The sequence below is a fragment of the Polynucleobacter rarus genome (assembly GCF_003072505.1).
Taxonomy (GTDB): Bacteria; Pseudomonadota; Gammaproteobacteria; order Burkholderiales; family Burkholderiaceae; genus Polynucleobacter; species Polynucleobacter rarus.
In genome coordinates this window covers 1,927,585-1,946,995 of record NZ_NTGB01000001.1, presented here as the reverse complement: position 1 = coordinate 1,946,995, position 19,411 = coordinate 1,927,585, and the positions used below count along the sequence as shown (strand labels likewise).

Sequence of the window (19,411 nt, the reverse complement as noted above, 5' to 3'; positions counted from 1 at the left end):
GTAACTTGAAGTAAATAAACGTTTTACAGATTAACAAGTACCAGTAATACCAATAATTGTGAAATAAAAAAATTGACTAGAAATGGTCAAGTGGGATTGTTTTACCTAAAAAAAGTAGTTGATATTTCATTTCATTCATCAAGCTGTTTAAAACTCAGTAAGGAATTTAAAAAAATGGCAAACCAAAATATTCTTGACGTTATCGTCAACACTCGTAAAGAAGTAATAACCAATTCACGTGACCCGTTGGATATATTGCTACGTATTCGTGCAAATGAAACCGGGCTAGAAAAAAGAACTCCATTAGCCATCTCTTTAGTCATCGATCGCTCCGGTTCAATGTCTGGTCGACGATTAGAAGAGGCAAAAAAATGCGCACTTGACTTACTCAACCGATTACATGATTCAGATAAGATTTCCGTAGTCATTTACGATGATTATGTTACGACATTATTAGAGTTAATGAATGTCGGCATTGCAAAGTCATTATTGCCGATGCGACTGAATAATGTGGTTTCAAATGGTTGTACCAATTTACATGGAGGGTGGTTAAAGGGCGCTGAGACATTAGCTCCTTTGGCAGGTAAGGAATCTGTCTGTCGAGTAATCTTATTGTCAGATGGGCAGGCGAATGCAGGTTTGACAGATGTGGATCAAATTGCTTCTCAAGTAAAGGATTTAGCAATAGCAGGTGTGACCACTACAACAGTTGGTATTGGCGAAGGCTTTAATGAAACATTGATGACGGCGATGGCCAATGCTGGGCAAGGAAATGCATGGTATGGGCAGCGTGTGGAGGACTTACAAGAGTCTTTTGATGCTGAGCTTTCTTATTTGAGTCACATCATTTGGAAAAACATTAGGGTTGGTATTTCTAGTCAACTTTTGCGAGTAAAAGTACACAATGATTATGTGAAAAATGAACAAAATCAGTATTGTTTACCATCCATTGCTATCGGGACCGAGGTTTGGTTAGGCCTCTCAGTGCCTATGCGTGAAGTTGTGATGATGCAAGATGAAGGACAGCATATCGTATTCAACATTAAAGCGATGGATGAAAATGATATTGAACACTCTTTCATGGTACAACTGCCAAAACTAGAAGTGGTCACCCCCTCAGAATATCAACAAGCTGTTACGAATATGATGGTTGTTCAACGTTTTCAGGAAATTGAAATCGCCGATATTCAAAAAGAAATTAACCGATACGTTGAACGCAGAGACTGGAAACGCGTTGAAGAGATGATCACTGATTTAAAAGTACGTGCGCAAGATAATCCCTGGTTAGAAAAGTCAATTAGTTACATTGAAAAATTAGTGAAGCAACGTAATTACGAAGTTACCAGTAAAGAACTTTCCTATTCTTCTAGGTCGATGAAGATGCGTCCGACTGAACGCGATGAAATGCCTTTTGAAAACAGAATGTTTGAGAATGAAAAACATGCATATTTAAGAAGGAAATCATCCCAAGGAAGGAATAGTGAATCACAAGAGGAGTAAATTGCGATTTACCTTAGACGGTGATTCCATAAAAAGAAAGAGGGTCTCTTTTGTTTTAAAAAGAGATTCTCTTTTGAAAATTTGCCTAAACTTTTTATGCTAATTTTTAATTGCATAGAAGCTCATTATTTGATACTAATAGATCTTAAAATTACTTCTACAGCTAATAAAAGCAACTATTCAATGGAAATAATCTAATAAAAAAATAATCTAATAAAAAAGTAATGTAATAAAAAAAATAATGTAGGATAAAAAATGATTAATCATCATCAACCCTAAAAAGAGTATCAAAAGATGAACCTAATTTAAAACAAATGAATGTGGTTTTATCTGATAATGACAAACTTTGTAAATGTTTAAAAAAGATTCCCTAAAGTTAGCAAAAAATAGAATTCAATCCATCTATTCATATCAAAAAATAGTAATAACTTGGAGAGTCAATGAGTATTAGAATGCAAGTAGCCAGGGGTGCTATTAAGGGTGCTTTAATTGGTGATGCAGCTGGTTCAGTCATGGAATTTAAGTATGTAAGCACTCTGCCGACTGAAGCCGACGTAATCAATGCACTCGCATTAAATGGTGGTGGCGTATTCAGGCTAGCGGCTGGTCAGATAACAGACGATGGTGAATTAACCCTAAGCCTCTTAAGAGCTTTAGGCCAACATCATGGCATTTATATTGCAGATGTTGTTGCGAATCACTATTTGTCATGGATTGACTCGAAACCTTTTGATATCGGCAGTGCGACGAGTTCTGCTCTATATGTTCATAAAGAGCAACGCGTGATTGAAGGCTTAGCAACTGCTTTTCAAAAAAGAGCTCTTCAGTTTAATATGGATTCAAAGGCCAATGGCTGTCTGATGCGCGCAACACCATTAGGCGTAGCTGCATTTCATATGACAATGGAAAACACCATCAAAATGGTCAAGACGGATGTTCGCATGACGCATCCCAATGTGGATTGTCAAGATTCCACCGTTGCTTATGTATTAGCTATTCGTCATCTAATGATCCAGCCAGGTGATCATGTGGGTGCCGTAAAAGTCGCTCAAGAATATTTGGTGAATACCAATCAGGAAGTGAATGGCTGGTTGGAGCGTGCGTTGGATGGTAACTTACCGAAAGCATTTCCTCAGGAAGGTTATATTAAGATTGCTTTTTCTTATGCGTTTTATCATTTGTCCATTAATGCTTCTTTTGAAGAGGCTTTAAAACATACGCTCATGAATGGTGGAGATACCGATACGAACGCTTGTATAGTAGGCGGTCTAATCGGAGCACTATGCGGTATTGATCAAATCCCAACGGCACAAGTGCAAAAAATAACGCTTTGCGATACGAAGCTAGGTGCAAAACCAAGAAGTGAAAATTTCCATCCCAAGCAAGTTGATGCTTGTTTACACTTCATACCACCTGAGGATTAATTTCTGAGAGTCGATGGTAAACCTGGGCTCTAAAAGTGAACCCAGGATTTTTTATAGTACTTCAGTGTTAATAACTACCTGGAATAATTCCTGGCGGTAAGCTATAACAATAGTCGGAAATATCACAGGGTTTGGTTACCCAAACACGGTCGATATTGGGATGGTCTAAACAATGCTTTAGGGCCAAACGAAGATTTCGTAGTCTAAAGGGTTGACCAAACACATAGGGATGAATCGAGATATTCATCACGAGTGGATGGGCAATACACTGTTCAATCATTTCATCAAACTGGTCGACAATCATGTCACAAAAATCAGTGGCATCTTGTTTGCGATGAATAATGACTTGAGAGTCATTGAGTTCAATAGGGTAAGGGATTGATAGAATCGGTCCACTACGGGTATTGATCCAAATCGGCTGATCATCCATTGGCCAGTCCATTAGATACTGAAAGCCAGCTTCTTTAAGTAAGTCAGGAGTGAAGGATGTTTCATAAGCACCTGCACCCATCCAACCTTTAGGTGCGACACCCTCATGCTTGATGAAGGTGTCAACTACTTCTTGAATAATTCGTTGCTCATCAGCCTGCCACATACCACGTAAGTTTTCTGCGTTGGTGCGACCATGCGCTACAAATTCATCACCGCGCGCACGAATCGCACTCATAATTTGGGGCGCATATTCATACAATAAACTATTAACGTTGTGACCGACCGGTATGCCAAGTTCCTCAAATAACTCAAAGAAACGCCAAATACCAATTCGATTGCCATAGTCACGCCATGAGTAGTTTCGATGCGTTTGTGGCTCTCCAGTTTTGGCGGGGTCATGTCCAAGCCCTGCTCCAAAAGCGAAACACTCTACGTTCGTGGTTATAGTGAAAGCAAGGCGTTTGCCACCTGGCCAACTGTAATCTTTTCTCTCTGTAAGGGGTATGTAGTCGTATCGAGTGTGTTTGGGTAATAACGGTAATGAAGTCATGACATCCTTTTTAATCAATTTGTGCACCAGAAATTTTTACAGCCTTAGCCATTTTAAGGCTTTCTTCACTCATTAGATGAGTAAACTCGGCAGGACTATTAGTAATGACGTCAGCACCTAAATTTGAAAAGATTTGTTTCATATCTGGACTATTCACGGCATTAACAAACATTTGACTGATTTTCTTCACTAATTCAGGTGACATGCCTTTAGGCCCAAGGATACCGTTATATAAAACAAAGTCATAGCCAGGTAAACCTGCCTCCACCATCGTAGGAACATCCGGGTTTGAACTAATTCTCTTTAGTGTCGTTACACCTAGTCCAATCAGTTTTTTACTTTGAACAAGAGTAATTGCGGGTGGCATACTTGAGAAGGAGAAAGCAACATCACCAGCAAGTACCGCTTGGGTAGAGGGAGAGCTACCTTTAAAGGGGACGTGGACTGGGTTAATACCCACCATCCGATTAAAGGTTTCAGCTGCTAGATGAGTCACCGCACCGTTACCTGAGGATGAATAAGATAAAGTATCAGATTGTTTTTTGGCTAGAGCAATAAATTCCTTTAGATTATTCACCTTTAAACTCGGATTGATGACGAGCATCAACGGAGTAGAAGCGACGAGCGTAATCGGTGAAAAATCTTTTTGCGTATCGTAGGATAACTTTTTATATAAGCTAGCATTGATGGCATGAGTCGTCATATCTTGCAGAAAAATGGTATAGCCATCAGGAGCAGATTTAGCAATATAGTCTGCTGCAATGGTGGTTCCAGCACCAGGTTTGTTTTCGACAATAATCGCATGTCCAGTTTGTTCTGTAATTTTGGAAGATAAGGCTCTTGCAATGACATCAGAAATTCCACCCGTTGCAAATCCAACAATTAACCGAATGGGTTTGGATGGATAGTCAGAAATGTCTTCAGCGAAGCTTGAATTCATTCCAATCAAAGTAAGGGCTGTCAAAAGAAGGGTTGGAATTTTACGAAAATACGTTGACATGTTCTTCCTTAAATAAGTTTTAAAAGTTTGAGGTAAAGCAATAGTTAGATTTTTAATTTACTGTATCTAAAGGAAACGCAAAGAAGTTTTTAGGGTAAACCATAATATTTCGGTGCATTTCTTTTTTAAAAAGGGAATAGTTCTTGATCCATGCACCGTGATTGTGAAAGCTACTTAATAATGAAATCAATTTACGCAAAAACTCTTGATTTTCCTAACGCTCAGTACTACTACTAATAGTCCAGTTAGATCAGACAGGGTACATTTGAAACGATAATAAGGAGACAAATATGACTCGTTTAAATGTGAATGGTCGCGTAATCGAGGTGAATACCGAACCAGATACTCCACTGCTTTGGATTTTGCGCGAACAAATTGGCTTAACCGGTACTAAATTTGGTTGTGGAATTGCCCAGTGTGGTGCTTGCTCTGTTCATATTAACGGACAGTTGATGCGTTCTTGTATCTACAAATTATCAATGCTTAAAGATGGTGATCAAATCACTACCATCGAAGGCTTATCAGAAAATGCTACTCATCCTGTACAAAAAGCCTGGGCTGAGGTTGATGTCCCGCAATGTGGTTATTGCCAGTCAGGCCAGATTATGGCGGCAGCGGCATTACTAAAAAATAAGCCTAATCCTACAGATCAAGATATTGATAATCAAATGACTAATATCTGTCGTTGTGGTACTTATCAACGCATTCGGCAAGCAATTCATACTGCGGTCGGAATTGCAAAAAAAGACAAACAAGCTTAGGAGATCTTTATGACTTCATCACATGATTTAAAGCCTCAAGTAAAAGATCTCCCGCGTAGAAAATTTATTAAAAATTCAACGATTCTGACCACGGGATTTGCCCTAGGTTTTCAGATACCTTTTACCACTTCAGCGAAAGATATAGAGACTCTCGAGGTCAATGCTTGGGTAGTGGTTGAACCAGACGATACCTGCATTATTCGAATTGCTAGGGTCGAAATGGGACAAGGTACTCTCACAGGTCTTGCTCAACTCGTAGCAGAAGAATTAGATTGTGATTGGAAAAAGGTCAAAACTGAAAGAGTTTCCTCAAACGCTAACTTAAGTAGAAAAAATATCTGGGGTGACATGTTGACGGTTGGTAGCTTTGGCCTCAGGTTTTCTCAAGATTACGTAAGGCGTGGTGGTGCAACTGCTAGAGCCGTTCTTCTGCAAGCCGCAGCCAACGAATGGCAGGTACCAGTTTCTGAACTTACCGTAAGCGACGGGATTATTCGCCATTCTATTTCTGGAAAAACGACGAGTTATGGAAAAGTGGCACAAGCAGCTACTAAATTAACACCACCCGATCCAAAAACGATTCAACTGAAAAATCCAAGTGATTGGAAAATAGTTGGTAAGCCAGTAAAGCGCCTTGATACGAAAGACAAGCTCGACGGTAGCAAAGTTTACGCAGTTGATGTGCAGTTACCGGGTATGTTAAATGCAATTTATATTTCTGCACCTGTCTTTGGTACGAAGATTAATTCCTTTGATTCAAGTGATGCATTCAAAATGGCTGGTGTCAAAAAAATCATCCAAATTAATAATGAAGCTTTTGCTGTCATCGCAGATACTTGGTGGCATGCGAAAGTTGCTAGTGAAAAAGTAAAGGTCACCTGGGATGAATCCAATTTAGGTTTAACTAGTGACTCAGTCATTCATGCCTATTTACAAAACGGACTAACTTCAAATGAGGGCGTTTATGTATTCCGTAATGAAGGTAATGTAGAGAATGATTTATCCAAAGCCGTTAAAAAAGTAGAAGCTACTTACTCTGCTCCTTTTTTAGCACACGCTACGATGGAGCCGATGAATTGTGTGGCTAAAGTAAGTAGTGATATGGCAGAAATTTGGGTACCAACCCAAGATCCTCAAGGTGCACAGTTGGCGATGTCTAAAACTTTAGGATTACCCTTAGAGCAATGTAAGGTCAATCGTTATGATCCAGGTGGTGGCTTTGGTAGGCGAGGTCGGGTATCAGATTATGTCATTAGCGCTGTCGAAATCGCTAAGCAAATGCCCGGTGTGCCCATCAAAATGATTTGGACCCGTGAAGAAGATATGACCCACGGCCAATATCGACCGATTACTCAAGCAAAGTTATCAGCTGCTTTAGATGAAAAAAATCAACTCACCAGTTTAAAGATTCGCATTTCTGGACAATCTATTTATGCCTGGCGAAATCCAAGTGCAGATATGACAGGTTATAAAGATGATTTTCAGTTACAAGGACTATTTGGCGATCCAAATAGTGATCAACAACTTTGTTATAAAGCCCCGAATGTAAAAGTGGAGTGGGCCATGAGAAATACTCATGTGCCGGTTGGTACTTGGCGCGGTGTCAACGTTCCACAAAACTCTTTTTATGTTGAAGCCTTTATTGAAGAAATTGCAAAAGCGGCCAAGGCGGATTCTTATGAGTTTAGAAAATCTTTAACGCATCACCCAAAGCAACTAGCTACTTTGAACTTGGCAGCTGCAAAAGCAGGTTGGGGAACAAAATTACCAAAAGGTGTTTTTAGAGGTATTAGTCAATTCATGAGTTATGGCACCCATTCTGCGGCAGTTGTTGAGTTATCAGTAGATAAGCTAGGCCAAGTGAAAGTCCACCGCGTAGTGTTAGTCGTTGATTGCGGATACGCTGTTAATCCTGGGCAAATTGAAGCGCAGGTGGAAGGTTCAATTGTTTATGGTTTGAGTGCCGCGATGTGGGGAGAATGCACCATTGAGCGGGGGCGCGTAAAACAAAAGAACTTTGATACTTATCGCGTATTAAGGCTTGCAGAAATGCCTAAGGTTGAAACTCATATTCATTCGACGGGCAATAAAATTTGGGGCGGTATTGGCGAGCCAACGATTGCAGTGGTTGCACCTGCTGTAGTCAACGCTATCTACGCCGCAACGGGTAAACCAGTTCGTGATTTACCGATTAAAAATAATCGTCTAGTCTAGAGAAAGCAAAGTGCTGTATAACTTTTTATGAATTTACAGCAATTAAGGTATCTTTGTGCGGTCGTTGAAACGAAATTTAACGTATCGAAAGCAGCTGAGAGACTTTTTACCTCTCAACCTGGAATCAGTAAGCAAATCCAGCTCTTAGAAGGTGAGCTTGGAGTTTTATTGTTAGTTCGTAAAGGGAATCGAATCCTGGGTTTGACTCCGCCCGGCGAGGAAGTCTATGCAGTCGCCCAAAGAATGTTGAGTGATGCCCTCAACTTAAAAAAAATAGGGGAAGAATTTTCGGCTAAAAACGAGGGCTCATTAGTTGTTGCTACGACTCACCTGCACGCAGGTTATGTACTACCGAAAATTATTAAAAAATTTAGTGAGCTGTATCCGCATGTCACGGTTAGCCTTCGACAATCTGATCCTTATCAAGTAGCAAATTGGATTATTTCTGGTGAGGCTGATATAGGGATTAGTGCTACCTTTGATGAAAGTCCAGAGGAACTGATTCTATTTCCATATTCAACCATTGAGCGATCTATCCTTGTTCCAGAGGGTCATCCATTAGTAAAACTAAAAAAAATAACACTTGAGAAAATTGCACAATATTCAATTATTTCTTTAGATGCCAGTCTTGCTGGTGGCTCGGGAATAAAGCAAGTTTTTGAAAATAATGGGTTAAAACCAAATTTTGTATTAAGTGCTACTGACACGGATGTAATTAAAACGTATGTAAATATTGGGCATGGAATTGCAATTATTCCTACTATTGCATATGCAAAAAACCGTGATAAAGGCTTAATGATTTTGGATGCGGGTGGACTATTCCCATCGATTCCAATTTTTATCCAAGTTCGAAGAGGGAAATATTTACGTCATTACATGGAAGATTTCATTACGATGGTCTGCCCTAATTGGAATGGTGAACACCTCAATGGCGTACTTTATAACAAGAAGTAATGTATCAGAATGAAATGTTCTTTTTACTTTGTTCAATAAAAAGATATGATTTGTAAAGAATATCAAGGAGACTGTATGGCAGAGATATCTAATCCAATTTATTTCCTCATAAGAAAAGTTACTTTACTTTTATGCTTAATTTCTAGTATTTCTTTAGCGCAAAATTTTCCAGATAAACCACTTCGTGTCATAGTGGGTCCTGGACCTGATAGTCTTGCGCGGATAACTGGTGAGAAAATTACAGAGGATTGGGGACAAGCTGTTGTGGTGGATGCGCGACCTGCAGCAGGCGGGATCATTGCCGGAGATACTGTTGCAAAGTCAGTACCAGATGGTTATACCTTACTTCTGAGTACAGGATCATTTACCATCAATAGTGTTTTACAACCAAAAATGCCCTACGATTTTCAAAATGATTTAGCTCCAGTCAGCTTATTAGCAACCTTACCTTTTATTTTGGTGGTTAATTCATCTTCGCCAATTAAATCGCTAAAAGATTTTATTGCCGCATCAAAAACTCAGCCCGGAAAATTAAATTATGCCTCCTCAGGTAACGGTACACCTGCGCATTTGGCCGGAGAAATGTTAAAGCAAATGGCCGGCATTGATATTTTGCATATACCTTATAAAAGTGCAGCAGCAGGAGTAACCGATTTGTTAGGTGGACAAGTTAATTGTATGTTTGTGCCAGCTCCTTCTGCACTGCCATTTATAAGGTCAAATCAACTACGAGCTATCGCTGTAAGTAGTCCTAAACGTTATTCGGTATTACCAGAAATACCAACTGTAGCTGAGGAGGGTTATCCCAATTTTGCGATTGTTGGTTGGAATGGAATTCATGTGCCAGCTAAAACGCCCAAAAGCGTCATAGAAAAACTCAATAAAGAGTTTGTCAAAGTAATGCATCAGAAGGAAGTACAAGCTAAAGCAGTTGCTGCAGGCTTTGAGCCCTTGGGTAGTTCAATCGAGGAGTTTGCTCAATTTGTAAAAAGTGATATCAGTCGTTCTAGTGAAGTAATCAAAACTGGCAATATTCAACCTTATTAAATAAAAACTTTGTTATGACATTAAAAATGCGTCCGATTCGGCGAGTAGTAACAGGGAATGATGAGCAAGGCTTATCCGGTGTTATCTATGATAGTTACGCACCTAACGTCAATATTGGCACCATTGCAGCAAGTGCTGGGATGACCGATATTTGGGTATATGAAAAATTACCCGCAATCGTTAATGGTTCACGAGATGATGGCAATTTACCTTTTTCATTTGATCCACCAGCTAGTGGTGGACATTTACGCATCGTGCAATCTGCTAGTAAGCCAGCAAATTATGATCCCTCGCAAGATACAACTGCAGTCCCTTTACATGCACCGACATTAAGAAAAAATGGCCATACTTGGGATCGGGGTGGACAAAATGCCTATAGTTCTCCAGTTCATCAATCAGCAACGATTGATTATGGAGTTATGTTGACTGGTAAGAGAACGCTTATTCTTGACGATGGCCATAGAGAATTGTTACCTGGTGATGTTGTGGTACAACTCGCTAACTGGCATGGTTGGACAAATCCAACTGATACCAGTTTAATGGCATTCATTATGATGGGCGGAGTTGGTAAGCAGAAGGTGGGGGATCTATAAATGGTGCGCAGAATTGTAACCATCGATAACGATCAAGATCAATCCTTCGCCTTAGCAGATGATCATTTGCAAAATCATTTATTAGATCCCGCGAGGCCTGGCTTTTATCGGCAGAAAATCTGGTTAACTAATTCAAGTCCAGCCATGATTCATGATCTGAGTTGGGTTGATGATGCACCTGAGTTATTAGAACCATTAGAAGGTGGTTCGATTTTTCATATTTATCAATTTCCCCCTGATAGTATTTGGCGAGATAATATTGACTCAAGGAAAATCGCCAATTATTACAAATCAGTTGGGGCAGAGCATGCGATGCAAGTCAATCAAAACTTACATCCATATTTACAAAAGACACAAACTTTAGATTTATGCGTCATTCTAAAAGGTGAAATTACTCTTATTTTAGATAAAGAAAAAGTAATACTTCAGGAGGGCGATACGGTGGTGCAAAGGGCAACGCGCCATGCTTGGAGTAATCATAGCTCTCAAGCTTGCACGATTGCTATTTCATCACACTGTGCACGTTAGGATTTTAAAGGTACTCATTAAATCGTAACTTTATAAATACACCGATCGCTACTTGTGACATAAAGCACCTTTTCATTATCGTTGCCAAAGGTCGCTCGCAGCGGGATTCCATGAGTAAAAGGAATCCCTTCTATGAGATTGCCTTCGCTTGAAAAGACATAAATAGCGGCTTGTAAACTCGACCCTGAATCACCTGCACAAGCATAAATATTTCCTGAATCATCTTTGCATAGTCCGTGAATACCACCATGAATTCCTTTTTCATCATGGCCAAAACTATGTAAGACACGGAACTTGCCTAATTCACCGTTGGATAGGAGAGGATAAGCTCTTAACTCTCTATTCTTTGTAAGCGAAGTTGGGTTTTCAGCAACGTAAAGTGTTTCTTCATTATCGGATAAGATAATTGCTTTTGGACTTTCAGTATCAAAACTCATTCTTCGAATTGTCCAATGACCAATTTGGTCTTTTTCTAGGCGCATGATCGAAGCATGTGATAACGGTGGGAAAATTTGTGGACCAAATGCTTGCGTGCCACTATGAGGATCTGAAAACCAAACACGATTTTTTGAATCAATAGATAAATCATAAGGGTGGTTATGAATTAATCCTTCAAAACGTGTTGCAGTGACATTTGCACTTCCGTTCGGTTGTAATTGAATGATTCTTCTGCCACCTTCTTGGCAGACAAAAATACTACCGTCCTTCGCTAGTGCCATTCCATTCATCCGTCCTGTATAGGCTCTAAAAGTAGTAATTGAGTTCGTTGTTGGTTGCCACTGCTGAAGAAGTAGTTCTTCCATCAAGCTAAATAAGAGGGTGCCTTCATACCAAAGAATGCCACCGATATTACTATTAAAAGGCCCTGCTACTTTTTCAAAAGTACGATTCATGACTTACCCCTACCAAGTTTCAATACCGGCAACCTTCAAACGTGTGCGGTAAACATTATTAAAAGTTGTAATATATAAAGACTGCCAATCACTGTCGCCCCAAGCCATGTTGGTGCAGTGACCATGAATCTTTAATTTGCCAAGTAACTTACCTGCTGGACTAATGACATGAACCCCACCTGGCCCAGTACAGTAAACATTTCCTTTGCTATCTACTTTCATCCCATCAGCAACACCATCCTCATCACCTGAGAGTTGATAAAAAACTTTACCTGGCCCCATCGTGCCATCAGCTCTGGCTTCAAAAGATCTAATCTGAGCAAGTTTTGTGTCGTTAACATAAAGCAACTTCTCATCTGGAGAAAATGCCAACCCATTCGGGTAAGTACAATCTTCGATCGCAAGACTAACAATCTTGCCATCAGGAGAGAGTCTAAAAACGCCTTGAAAATCGAGATAACGTTGTACGTCCTGGGCAACCATGCCTGGTATCACTAGTCCACCAGCTGAGTCCGTCCAGTAAATAGAACCATCGGATTTGACAACAATATCATTGGGACTATTAAATTTCTTACCATCATAATGAGAGGCGACGGTTGAAATACTGCCATCAGCTTCAAAGCGAAGGATTTGACGATTACACCACCCAGCCACTAATAAACGACCTTGCAAATCAAAGGTCATACCATTCATATGGCCAGAAGGGTTCAAAATCATTTCTTTGCCAACACCAGGTTTCCATTTCCAAACCTTACTGCCGATGATGTCTACGAAAAACAGTTGTTGATTTCTTTTGTCCCAAACCGGTCCCTCTGCAAAGGTAAATCCCTGGGCAATATTATCTAAAGTAGGGTGGGGATCAATAATTTCTAAAAATTCAGGAGAGCAAATTTCAATATCCATAGGTATCCTTTGGTGTCCATGCTTTCTTGGCAAAAGCGTTCACATCACTGACCACATCAATTACAACAGGTTTATTTAGAGTAAAGGCATGTTGTAATGTTTCTTCTAATTGATTTGGATCGGTAATTCGAATCCCAACACAGCCCAAAGATTGAGCCAATTCGGCAAAATTAATTGTTTCAAATTGCCACAAAGCTTTTAATTCAGCATTACCAGCGGCTTCCTTACTACCGTATGCGCTATCCCATAATGGTATTTCTTGGTTGAGAGCGCCATTATTATTGACTACAACAATCAAGTTGATATTGAAACGCGCAGCTGTTTCGAGTTCTGCAATATGGTAATAAAAAGCACCATCGCCAGTGAAGCAAACAACTGTTTGATCAGGTAAGGCACATTTCACCCCCATCGCACCTGGGAAGCCCCAGCCCATCGATCCTGCACAGCGAATATAGGATTGAGTGCTGTGTTGCAGTTGAACCATTGCCCCTGTCCACATTCCGGAATGTCCCGTATCCGATACCACAACACCATCTTTGGGTAGGCTATTTGAAATGGCCTGACAAATCCGCTCTGGTCGAATGGGAGTCTGATTCGAATTTAATAATTCAAAAAAATCATCGCGCCATTTCTTTACTAAAGTTTGGGTGTGCTCGACCCATGGGGTATAGTTCGCAAAAGTAGAACTCGAATATCCATTGCTTTCACAAAGGTCGAGTATCTGTTGTAAAACAACTTTAGCATCACCATTGAGTGAAACGGAATTAGGATAGTTTCGACCCAACTCAACACCTTCTATATCAAGTTGAATCACAGTGGTTCCCGTTGGGGGAACAGCCCAATCAACCGTGGTTTGTCCACCTGTTTTACTACCAATAAAAAATACTAAATCAGCTTCACATACTGTTTTGTTAGCACATTCTCTTGAATAGGAGCCAACGACACCAACGGCTAAAGGGTGATTATCTGGTATGACCGCTTTACCATTTAAAGAACAGGCCACAGGAATGCCAAGAAGCTGGGCAAATGTAATTAATTCTTGTTGCGCTCCAGAGGAAATGACACCACCCCCAGCGACAATAATAGGCTTTGAAACGCTCTTGAGAAGGGTTAGAGTTTGTAGAATATCCTCATCTGAAGCTTTTGGTCGAAAGGCTGGAATTTTAGAAAATCGTTTTTCAGTGAGTGAATTGAGATCGCTTGTGCCATTGGCAATCTGCCCATGCGGTCCTTTAATTTGTAAATGAACAGGCCCTGGTGTACCTGAAGTGGCACTTCTAAAGGCTTGCCGAATTAAATCAGGCATTCTAGAAATGTCGTCAATGCGTGCATTGAATTTCGTCACACTATCAAATTGACTAAAGTCTTCTACTTCTTGATAGCCATTTTTATAATGTGCATTAGTAGGAGGGCCACCTGTAATAGCAATCAGTGGTGCAGATGCCATATAAGCGTCTCTTAAACCAGCCGCAAGGTTCGAGCCACCAATTTGTTGTGACATGCAGATACCTGGTTTGCCACTAGCCCTAGCATAGCCATCAGCCATGTAAGCAGCTGATTTTTCTCCATGCGTCATAATCCGTTTGATGCCCATGTTTTCCATTTCAGCGAGACCGCCTAGCATAATTGCTGGGATGTAAAAAACATGGCTTACATCGTAATCTCTGAGCATCTCAGCAAATAAGCGTGAGCCTGTCATTTGCGTCATTTTGACTCCTAAAAATAATTATTCTTTCATCATACTAAAGTTCAATTTACAGGTATAGGAACTCTTAGTTATAGAACTATATTGATAGAATATCGTCTTGCAAAAGAGGTAATTACTCTTTGATTGAGCGTGATAAGATGACCTCTATAATAAAAATTCAAGGAGATGCGTTGTTATGAAACTAATGGATATTGCGAAAGTAATTCGAAGTAAAAATGCGGGTCCACGATGCACGACTTTAGATATTATGTTTGCTAATGAAGCAGACTTCAATCGTGTATGTTCGAGCAACGGCTTGAGTAAAAAGACCATTTCTGAACTGTATGACATCCCCGAGGATCAAATTAAAGAAATTCAGTATCCCATTTCAATGGCAATTAAATATAGTCTCCCACGAAAAGTCACAGCAGGTGACCCAGGTGATAAAGATGTTTACGGTGCTCAACAACACGCACGGTTATTTAATCTTGAGATTGAGTAGCTTATTTAAATAGTATTGATAAAAAATAAAGATTGATATGAGTGCTACAGGAAAGTTAATAAAAGAATTTGCAGGCCGACCAGCATACCGGCCATTAAAAATTATCGGTGCATCAGGTCAGTTAGGTTACGGTATTCCAACGCCCGCCTTTCAGCGAGGACTTGAGCAGAGTCCTGATTTGATTGGTTGCGATATGGGTTCCATTGATATAGGACCCTATTATTTAGGAAGTGGTCAAATGGCGACAGCCAGAGCCTCAACCAAAAGAGACTTACGAAAAGTGATTCTTGGAGCCAGAAAACTAGATATCCCACTGATTATTGGCTCTGCTGGCTCGGCAGGTGCTGCGCCGCATTTAGAACAAACAATTGACATCATTCGTGAAATAGCGAAAGAAGACAAACTTTCTTTCAGAATGGCTGTTATTCCTGGTGATGTACCTAAATCGATTGTAGAAAGAAGTATTCTTCGGCAAGAAATTATTGGTGTAGATGGTATGCCCGATTTGTCGATGGAGGAGTTAGCAAATACTACGAACTTAGTTGGTCAAATGGGCTTGACTGATTTTCAAAAAGCCATCGAATTAGACATTGATATTTTAATTGCTGGGCGTGCATGTGACACGGCTATTTTTTCAGCTTTACCTGTTTTACTAGGTTTTGATATTGGACTTTCAATCCATATGGCGAAAATAATTGAGTGTGCTTCTTTATGTTGCACCCCCGGTGGAAGAGATTCTATTCTGGCTACTTTAGATAAAGAGTATTTTGAATTAGAAAGTATGGCTCCCCAACGTAAGGCATTACCGATGTCGATTGCTGCGCATAGCCTTTATGAACAAAATGATCCTTTTTTAATCATTGAGCCTGAAGGATACGTTGATTTACACGAAGCAAAATACGAACAAATTTCTGATCGTTCGAGCAGAATTAGTGGAGCTAAGTGGATTGAGTCTAATAAGAAAACTATTAAGTTAGAGGGTTCTACAAAGGTTGGTGAGCGCGCAGTTTTATTATGCGGCGCCGCGGATCCTAAGTTCATTGCTAATCATGAAATAATTCTTCGTGAAGTCGAAAAAATTGTTGAAGAATTAGTATGTGAAGATATTCCGAAGGACTATCAACTTTTCCCAAGAATTTATGGCATTAATGGAGTCACAGATCGCCCCATTCAACCCTCTGTGCCAGATGAAGTCTTTTTAATGATTGAGTGCATAGCACCAACTCTAGAAAGAGCCTCTGAAGTAGTTCGAACCACTAAACAGTATTTATTACACTACGGTTATCCAAACAGGCTTTCAACGGGAGGCAATATTGCCTTCCCGTTTACGCCCCCAGAGGTATCTATTGGCACAGCTTATAAATTCAGCGTTTACCATATTATTGATATTCATGGCGATGAGAATTTATTTGAGCCTAGTGTCATCGAACTGTGAACTGACTACAAAGTTTACTCCGCTTTAATGCTATTTTCTTTAATGAGCTTTGTATACATAGCAAGTTCTGATTTGATTTGAGCTGAAAATTCCTCTGGAGTATTACCAATTAATTCGTTACCACCATCATTTACTAATCGCTTAATAATTTCAGGATTTTTTACTACTTTAGCGATTTCGGTTTGTAACTTCTGAATAATCATTGGATCTGTTTTTCCTGGTGCAAACATCCCTTGAAATTGACTAATGTCATAGTCCTTGAATCCTAGTTCGGCTAAGGTTGGCACATTAGGAAGATTAGTTGCTCTTTTAGCACTAGTGACTGCAAATACTCTCATTTTATTACTTTTGACCATCGGTAAGGCTGTCACAACTGCTTCAAAAGTAAATGACAATTGACCACCCAATAGGTCAGTCCAAATCGCGGCTCCACCTTTATAAGGCACATGAATCAATTTTGTACCAGACACTTGCTCAAGCCTTACTCCTGCTAAGTGACCGCCACCACCGATGCCGGTAGACCCATAGCTCAAAGTGCCTGGATTGGCTTTTGCTAAGTTAATCAAGTCTTTCATATCTTTAATCGGTGATTCTTGGCGAACAGCAACAGCATATTGAAAAACGGTTAAGTTACTAACAGGTGCCAAATCCTTCATTGGATCGTAAGTCATTTGTGGGTAAAGTGCCGGAGCGATGACGATTGGACCACTAGCAGCTACCACTAAGGTATAGCCATCAGGAGGCGCCTTAGCGACCATCGCCGTTCCGATCATGCCATTTGCACCAGGTTGATTTTCTACCACAATGGATTGACCGAGATTTTCTGAAAGTTTCTGACAAATAACGCGTGCTGTAATATCTGCAGCTCCCCCAGCAACATAAGGTACGATTACTTTGATGGTTCGATTCGGGTAGCTCGAGGCTGCAGACTGGGCGAACAGATTAAATGAAAAATTACTCAGTAGTAATAAAAGGATGAATTTATAAATCATCTCGTCTCCAATGTAATAATAATTACTTCAATATTAAACGCTAAACTTCAACAAATCAAATAGGGAGTATGTCTTGAATCAACGTTGGAAGATTAGACCTGAGGGCTCAAATTGGGGTGACTTTGGTGATGATGATCGATATGGACGCATCAACTTGATTACACCAGAAAAGCGTCTGAGTGCGATGAAGGAAGTTCTGACTGGAATTACTTTTTGTCTTAGTTTACCTTTAGATCGGCCCGGTGGTATGGTGTTAAACGATCATCGTAAGGCACCTGAATTTCATCAAGTTTTTCGCCATGGACATAAGGTGTTTAATTTAGAAATGGAAAAATTTGATGGGCGGATTGTCGATGTAAGTTCAGATGAGGCAGTGATGTTATATAGCCAATACTCGACACAGTGGGACGCACTAGCTCACAAAGGATCTCAATTTGATGTGGACGGGAATGGTATTAAAAAGAAAGTTTTTTATAACGGTTGGCAAATCGTGGATGAGAACAATCAGGGAACCCAAGGTGAGTTAGGGGCATATAACCTCTCTATTGCGAACTTGGCGGAGAAAACGGTTCAGGGTAGAGGCGTCATGATTGATTTCCAAAAACACTTTGGGTACGAAAGAGTCTATGTCAACTTTGAGATGCTCCAGGATATTTTTAAAAAAGATCATATCATCGTAGAAGAGGGAGATATTGTTTGCTTGAACACTGGACTTGGTGAGTTAATTATGAATAGTCCTAGTAAAGGACCTGATCCATCCATTAAAACAGCTTGTGCAGTCTTAGACGGTGCAGATCCAAAAATTTTGCAATGGATTACAGATAGTGGTCTCGTTGCAATTGCCTCCGATAATCTTGCCATTGAATCGTCATCGACCCTCGGTATACGACATCACATTGGCGATTGTGGTTCGATGTTGCCGATTCATGAACACTGCTTATTTAAGCTCGGGATTCATTTAGGAGAACTTTGGTATTTGACAGACTTAGCTAATTATTTAAAGGAGCATCAACGTAGTCGTTTCTTGTTAACAGCGCCACCACTGCGTTTACCAGGGGCAGCTGGTTCGCCCGTTACACCAATTGCGACCGTCTAATCAGAAGAGTATTGAATTAATCAGGATCGCTAAATTGATAGAGTTTGGCTGGATTATCAACTAAGATTTTTTTAATTAAGTTATCGTCCTGCGTCCAATCGATGAGTAAATTAGCAAGGTGGCCATCATTAGCCAGCATATCCTTTGCGCTAACATGCGGCCAATCTGTTCCCCAAACGAGTCGATCTGGCATGATTCTCATCATCTCTTGGGCCACTTTTGCAACATCGCGATGTAATGGAAAGTCCGCGGATGAGAAATAATTGGCTGATAATTTTGCCCAAACATGCTCATAGGAAAATAATCGCATTAAAGCGCGATAACCTGCTGAATTTTGTCCAAGAGATGCATCGACACAACCATAATGATCAATCACGATAGGAATTGGTAAGGTAATTAATTCGTTAACAATTTCAGGTTGTTTGCGCACATTAATAAAAAATTGTAGATGCCAATTCAATTCTTTTAATCGTGGTGCAAGTGATTTTGCGTCATTTAGAGTTAGGCCGGATGTGGCTGAGGCGGTATTGATTCGGATGCCACGAAACCCTAAATCATGTAGTCTAAGTAACTCTTGATCAGAGATGTCTGGCTTAACAACTGCGACTGCTCTTAAATCAAATGTTTTGGACGCAAGCGCTTCTTCAATTAATAGATTGCTCGGCCCATAAACACTAGGCTGAACTAAAACGGCTCGCTCGCAACCAATCTTTTTTAACATCTTTACATAATCAGCTAAAGGATTGAGATGCGGAATAAAGTGAGTTTTAGCCAGCATTGGATACTGATCTAATGAACCAAAAATATGAGCGTGGCTATCGCATGACAAATGCGGGAAGGGTTTTTTAGGCTCCCAAGTATCTACTATGGGAGGAGCTACATTTGGTTCTAATGCCATAA

18 protein-coding genes are annotated in these 19,411 nt (G+C 40.1%); 11 read left to right on the top strand and 7 right to left on the bottom strand.

Annotated elements, in window-relative coordinates; translation table 11 throughout:
* Positions 1-174: 174 nt before the first annotated feature.
* On the top strand, positions 175-1,500 hold the full coding sequence (locus tag AOC35_RS09245) for a vWA domain-containing protein (protein WP_159077540.1): 1,326 nt from the start codon (positions 175-177) through the stop codon (positions 1,498-1,500).
* 440 nt (positions 1,501-1,940) lie between these two features.
* Positions 1,941-2,924, top strand: a complete 984-nt coding sequence (locus AOC35_RS09240) for an ADP-ribosylglycohydrolase family protein (protein ID WP_108646802.1) — start codon at positions 1,941-1,943, stop codon at positions 2,922-2,924.
* Positions 2,925-2,991: 67 nt separating this feature from the next.
* On the opposite strand, the gene AOC35_RS09235 is transcribed toward AOC35_RS09240, so the two are convergent.
* Positions 2,992-3,906 (bottom strand): polysaccharide deacetylase family protein, encoded by a 915-nt coding sequence (locus AOC35_RS09235; protein WP_108648793.1) that lies wholly within the window; start codon positions 3,904-3,906, stop codon positions 2,992-2,994.
* 10 nt (positions 3,907-3,916) lie between these two features.
* The gene (locus tag AOC35_RS09230) at positions 3,917-4,906 is read right to left on the bottom strand and encodes a tripartite tricarboxylate transporter substrate binding protein (protein WP_108646801.1); all 990 of its coding nucleotides are present in this window, start codon (positions 4,904-4,906) and stop codon (positions 3,917-3,919) included.
* A 290-nt stretch (positions 4,907-5,196) separates the two neighbouring features.
* Between AOC35_RS09230 and AOC35_RS09225 the strand changes: the two genes are divergently transcribed.
* The 6 genes from AOC35_RS09225 to AOC35_RS09200 all read left to right on the top strand — a co-directional run bounded on the left by AOC35_RS09225 (position 5,197) and on the right by AOC35_RS09200 (position 11,003).
* Positions 5,197-5,667 (top strand): (2Fe-2S)-binding protein, encoded by a 471-nt coding sequence (locus AOC35_RS09225; RefSeq protein ID WP_108646800.1) that lies wholly within the window; start codon positions 5,197-5,199, stop codon positions 5,665-5,667.
* 9 nt (positions 5,668-5,676) lie between these two features.
* The gene (locus tag AOC35_RS09220; protein ID WP_108646799.1) at positions 5,677-7,881 is read left to right on the top strand and encodes a xanthine dehydrogenase family protein molybdopterin-binding subunit; all 2,205 of its coding nucleotides are present in this window, start codon (positions 5,677-5,679) and stop codon (positions 7,879-7,881) included.
* Positions 7,882-7,908: 27 nt separating this feature from the next.
* On the top strand, positions 7,909-8,835 hold the full coding sequence (locus tag AOC35_RS09215) for a LysR substrate-binding domain-containing protein (protein ID WP_108646798.1): 927 nt from the start codon (positions 7,909-7,911) through the stop codon (positions 8,833-8,835).
* 75 nt (positions 8,836-8,910) lie between these two features.
* Complete coding sequence (locus AOC35_RS09210) at positions 8,911-9,882, top strand: Bug family tripartite tricarboxylate transporter substrate binding protein (RefSeq protein WP_159077539.1); 972 nt, start codon at positions 8,911-8,913, stop codon at positions 9,880-9,882.
* A 14-nt stretch (positions 9,883-9,896) separates the two neighbouring features.
* Positions 9,897-10,475: a cupin domain-containing protein gene (locus tag AOC35_RS09205; RefSeq protein ID WP_108646796.1), complete on the top strand. Its 579-nt coding sequence runs from the start codon at positions 9,897-9,899 to the stop codon at positions 10,473-10,475.
* On the top strand, positions 10,476-11,003 hold the full coding sequence (locus AOC35_RS09200; protein ID WP_108646795.1) for a cupin domain-containing protein: 528 nt from the start codon (positions 10,476-10,478) through the stop codon (positions 11,001-11,003).
* A gap of 17 nt (positions 11,004-11,020) precedes the next feature.
* On the opposite strand, the gene AOC35_RS09195 is transcribed toward AOC35_RS09200, so the two are convergent.
* The 3 genes from AOC35_RS09195 to AOC35_RS09185 are packed head-to-tail and all read right to left on the bottom strand — an operon-like array spanning position 11,021 to position 14,507.
* Positions 11,021-11,896 (bottom strand): SMP-30/gluconolactonase/LRE family protein, encoded by an 876-nt coding sequence (locus tag AOC35_RS09195; protein ID WP_108646794.1) that lies wholly within the window; start codon positions 11,894-11,896, stop codon positions 11,021-11,023.
* Positions 11,897-11,905: 9 nt separating this feature from the next.
* Positions 11,906-12,799, bottom strand: a complete 894-nt coding sequence (locus AOC35_RS09190) for an SMP-30/gluconolactonase/LRE family protein (protein WP_108646793.1) — start codon at positions 12,797-12,799, stop codon at positions 11,906-11,908.
* The gene (locus tag AOC35_RS09185) at positions 12,789-14,507 is read right to left on the bottom strand and encodes a thiamine pyrophosphate-binding protein (protein ID WP_108646792.1); all 1,719 of its coding nucleotides are present in this window, start codon (positions 14,505-14,507) and stop codon (positions 12,789-12,791) included. The genes AOC35_RS09190 and AOC35_RS09185 overlap by 11 nt, the downstream gene beginning before the upstream one ends.
* Before the next feature lie 175 nt (positions 14,508-14,682).
* Between AOC35_RS09185 and AOC35_RS09180 the strand changes: the two genes are divergently transcribed.
* Complete coding sequence (locus AOC35_RS09180) at positions 14,683-14,988, top strand: DUF4387 domain-containing protein (RefSeq protein WP_108646791.1); 306 nt, start codon at positions 14,683-14,685, stop codon at positions 14,986-14,988.
* Between the two features lie 37 nt (positions 14,989-15,025).
* Positions 15,026-16,423, top strand: a complete 1,398-nt coding sequence (locus tag AOC35_RS09175) for an acyclic terpene utilization AtuA family protein (protein ID WP_108646790.1) — start codon at positions 15,026-15,028, stop codon at positions 16,421-16,423.
* A 14-nt stretch (positions 16,424-16,437) separates the two neighbouring features.
* Here the strand turns inward: AOC35_RS09175 and AOC35_RS09170 are convergent, their stop codons facing one another.
* Positions 16,438-17,415 carry a Bug family tripartite tricarboxylate transporter substrate binding protein gene (locus AOC35_RS09170; protein WP_108646789.1) on the bottom strand — a complete coding sequence of 326 codons (978 nt, stop codon included), beginning with the start codon at positions 17,413-17,415 and terminating at the stop codon, positions 16,438-16,440.
* Positions 17,416-17,488: 73 nt separating this feature from the next.
* Between AOC35_RS09170 and AOC35_RS09165 the strand changes: the two genes are divergently transcribed.
* Positions 17,489-18,511, top strand: coding sequence for a cyclase family protein (locus AOC35_RS09165; protein ID WP_108646788.1), 1,023 nt, complete (start codon positions 17,489-17,491; stop codon positions 18,509-18,511).
* Positions 18,512-18,527: 16 nt separating this feature from the next.
* On the opposite strand, the gene AOC35_RS09160 is transcribed toward AOC35_RS09165, so the two are convergent.
* Positions 18,528-19,409, bottom strand: coding sequence for an amidohydrolase family protein (locus tag AOC35_RS09160; RefSeq protein WP_108646787.1), 882 nt, complete (start codon positions 19,407-19,409; stop codon positions 18,528-18,530).
* Positions 19,410-19,411: the final 2 nt, after the last annotated feature.